This window comes from Armatimonadota bacterium (assembly GCA_020354555.1).
Taxonomy (GTDB): Bacteria; Armatimonadota; Hebobacteria.
The window spans coordinates 2,142,114-2,145,088 of the sequence record CP070648.1; the positions used below are offsets into that span (position 1 = coordinate 2,142,114).

A 2,975-nucleotide genomic window follows, 5' to 3' on the forward strand; every position below is an offset into this window, starting at 1 on the left:
CACGACTGGACGAGGCACGGCGAGTCTTGCACAAAGCCACCTGCTCACCCAGCAAACTCCTGCCCCGGCGGGCCCGCCCCGGGATCTTCGCCCCACCGAACGAGGCGCCGCGCTAGCGCCGCGCCCGCTCCCGAGCCGCACCACCGCCCCTGACCGTGGGCGCTCGATGCCGCCCGAGCGCGAGCCGGTCGCTCCCCTTGTAGATCCCGTCCTGAAGGTTGGGTCGCAGCACGCGAAAGGAGCGCACCATGGCTGAGATTCGAGTTCCCGCCGACCAGGTCTTTCCGATCCTGAAGAGCAACATCCTGGTCGACGGCTTCCATATCGTCATCGACCTCGAGAAGTCGCGGGGTTCGGTGATCGTCGACGCGTTGAGCGGGAAGGAGTACATCGACTGCTACACGTACTTCGCCACACTGCCGATCGGTCACAACCACCCCAAGATGGCGGACGGGGATTTTCGTGCTTCGCTGCTGCGGGCGGCGCTCGCCAATCCCGCCAACAGCGACATCTACTCACAGGAGTTCGCGGCCTTCGTGAAGACGTTCCGCAAGATCGCCGCTCCGCGAGAGTTCGGTCACCTGTTCTTCATCGCGGGGGGCGCCCTCGCAGTGGAGAACGCCATGAAGGCGGCGTTTGACTGGAAGGCGCAGAAGAACCGGGAGAAGGGCATCGAGGGGGGCGCCGACAAGATCCTCCACTTCCGCGAGGCGTTCCACGGTCGCAGCGGCTACACGCTCTCCGTCACCAACACCGAGCCGCTCAAGATCCGTGACTTCCCGAAGTTCGATTGGCCGCGAGTGTCCAACCCGAAGATGGCGTTCCCCATCGACGAGGAGGCCGTCGCCCGCGCGGAGCAGCGGTCGGTGCAGGAGATCGAGGCGGCGTTCGCAAAGGACCCGCACGGCATCGCCGGAATTCTCATCGAGCCCATCCAGTGCGAAGGCGGCGACAACCACTTCCGGCCGGAGTTCCTCCAGCAGCTCCGCGCCCTGGCCGACCGCCACGACGCGCTCCTGATCTTTGACGAGGTACAGACGGGCATGGGCGTGACCGGCACCATGTGGGCGTTCCAGCAGCTCGGTGCCACGCCCGACATCGTGTCGTTCGGCAAGAAAACCCAGGTGTGCGGCATCATGAGCACGAAGCGGATCGATGAGGTCGAGACCAACGTGTTCCGCGTTTCCTCGCGCATCAACTCCACCTGGGGGGGCAACCTGGTCGACATGGTGCGGTGCGCCCGCTACTTGGAGATCATGGAGGAGGACGGGCTGGTGGGGAAGGCGGCCTCGGTCGGCGCCGCATTCAGGGCCGGCCTGGAACAGCTGCAGCAGGAGTTCGATCAGGTGACGAACGTGCGGGGGCGCGGGCTACTCCTCGCGTTCGACATGCCCGACGGCGAGGCGCGCGAACTGCTGCGCCAACGCTGCTGGGCCAATGGCTTGGCCACGCTGTCCTGCGGACCGCGCTCGGTGCGGTTCCGGCCGTCGCTCACGTTCCGCGACGACGACGTAGGCCGCTCCTTGGAGATCCTGCGGAAGCAGCTCAAGACCACGGCAAAGCTGCGCACCAAGCCCAAGCCACTGCCGGACACGCTATAGGGTGGCAAGCGAGGAGGGGGCGGCGCGCGGCCGGCGCGCCGGCAGCGGCGGTCGTGCGCCGCTCAGAGCAGAGCAAGGACCTCTCTGAGCGTCGACTCGCCCCCGTCCGCCACGTGCCACCGCCGCATCTCGGCATAGAAGGCTCTCTTCTCCATGGTGGCTCTGTTCGCCTTGGCCCACGCCTGCAGCTCGCTGGGGCGCGGACCCCAGTGCCCGAGCTCCTCGAACTCGGCATCCAGTGCGATGACGATGGGGCTCGAGCGCGTGCCCTCGGTGCGGTAGTGGTCCATCACCTCGGGGTGCGCGTCGCGCGAGATGAAACGCACCTCGAAGGTACCCGCGTCGTCGGCGAGCCGAGCCAACACCGGCACCGTGTTGGCGGCATCCCATCACCAGTCCTCACTGATCACTAGCAGGCGCGCGCCGCGCCCCTTCGCCCGGGCGGTCTCGAGCGCCCATGCGGGCGTGCGCGCCTTCGTGTAGACGCCCTCCCACAAGCCCTTGAGATCCTGCGCATCTTGGGCGAAGCGCGCGTATGGCGTCGCAGCGTCCCACAGCCGCGGAAAGTCGAGCGTCATCGCTTCCGCCATCAACACCCCCTCACCCCCGGATGTCCCCCATCCGGGCGTCCCGGTGCCGTGCACAAGCCGAGCGGCCGCTGCGAGGTTCCCCGTCAAAGATAAGGAGCCGGCTTGGCAGACCGGCTCCGCGATGGTACCGTTGCGAGTGATGGCTCACCCCCAGGACACTCCGAGGACGGCCGTGCGCCGACGGCGCGACCCTGCCGGAACGCGGGAGCGCCTCGTACGCGCGGCGCTCGAACTGTTCACGACCCAGGGCTACCACACCAGCACCACTCCGATGATCGCCAGGCGCGCCGGGGTCGCCGAGGGTACCATCTACCGCCACTTCGACAGCAAGGAACACCTGCTCAACGAGATCTACCGCGCTGCCGTCCGCCTACTGATGTCGGCGGTGAAGGACGCCCCTGTGACCCTCAGCTGCCCGGCACGCCTCGGCCGCATTGCCGCCGCGTGGCGCGATCTAGCGGGCAGCGACCCGGCGCTCATCAAACTCGTCTTCCTCACCCGACTGGGCGACCTGCTTGACACGAAGAGCCGCGATGGCTTCGCCCAGCTGCGGGAGGAGATCAGCAAGATCATCGCCTCCGGGAAGTCGGCGGGGGAGGTGCGCTCCGGGTCGGCCGAGGTGTGGACCGACGTGTGGCTCGCGCTGGTCAAGTTGGCGCGGGAGCGGATCGCCAACGACGACTGGACCGCGCAGCACGTCGGGCCGCAACAGGTGTTCGACGCGGCGTGGGACGCCGTCAAGGCCCAGGAGGATCACACCGAAAAGAGGAGACTGCTTCATGAC

4 protein-coding genes are annotated in these 2,975 nt (G+C 67.5%); 2 read left to right on the forward strand and 2 right to left on the reverse strand.

Features of this window, described 5'->3' with window-relative positions; all coding sequences use genetic code 11:
• The first annotated feature begins 248 nt into the window (after window positions 1-248).
• Complete coding sequence (locus tag JSV65_08750; GenBank protein ID UCH36425.1) at window positions 249-1,601, forward strand: L-lysine 6-transaminase; 1,353 nt, start codon at window positions 249-251, stop codon at window positions 1,599-1,601.
• A 62-nt stretch (window positions 1,602-1,663) separates the two neighbouring features.
• On the opposite strand, the gene JSV65_08755 is transcribed toward JSV65_08750, so the two are convergent.
• Together JSV65_08755 and JSV65_08760 are read right to left on the reverse strand one after the other, a co-directional pair.
• Window positions 1,664-1,972 (reverse strand): thioredoxin family protein, encoded by a 309-nt coding sequence (locus tag JSV65_08755; protein UCH36426.1) that lies wholly within the window; start codon window positions 1,970-1,972, stop codon window positions 1,664-1,666.
• 18 nt (window positions 1,973-1,990) lie between these two features.
• Window positions 1,991-2,191, reverse strand: coding sequence for a hypothetical protein (locus JSV65_08760; GenBank protein ID UCH36427.1), 201 nt, complete (start codon window positions 2,189-2,191; stop codon window positions 1,991-1,993).
• A 172-nt stretch (window positions 2,192-2,363) separates the two neighbouring features.
• Here JSV65_08760 and JSV65_08765 point away from each other — a divergent pair.
• On the forward strand, window positions 2,364-2,975 hold a 612-nt coding region (locus tag JSV65_08765; protein UCH36428.1), incomplete at its 3' end, for a TetR/AcrR family transcriptional regulator.

Excerpts from the sequence above, each read along its gene's own strand:
- JSV65_08750 (UCH36425.1), top strand. The coding sequence starts at position 249 with ATGGCTGAGATTCGAGTTCCCGCCGACCAGGTCTTTCCGATCCTGAAG.
- JSV65_08760 (UCH36427.1), bottom strand. The coding sequence starts at position 2,191 with ATGGCGGAAGCGATGACGCTCGACTTTCCGCGGCTGTGGGACGCTGCG.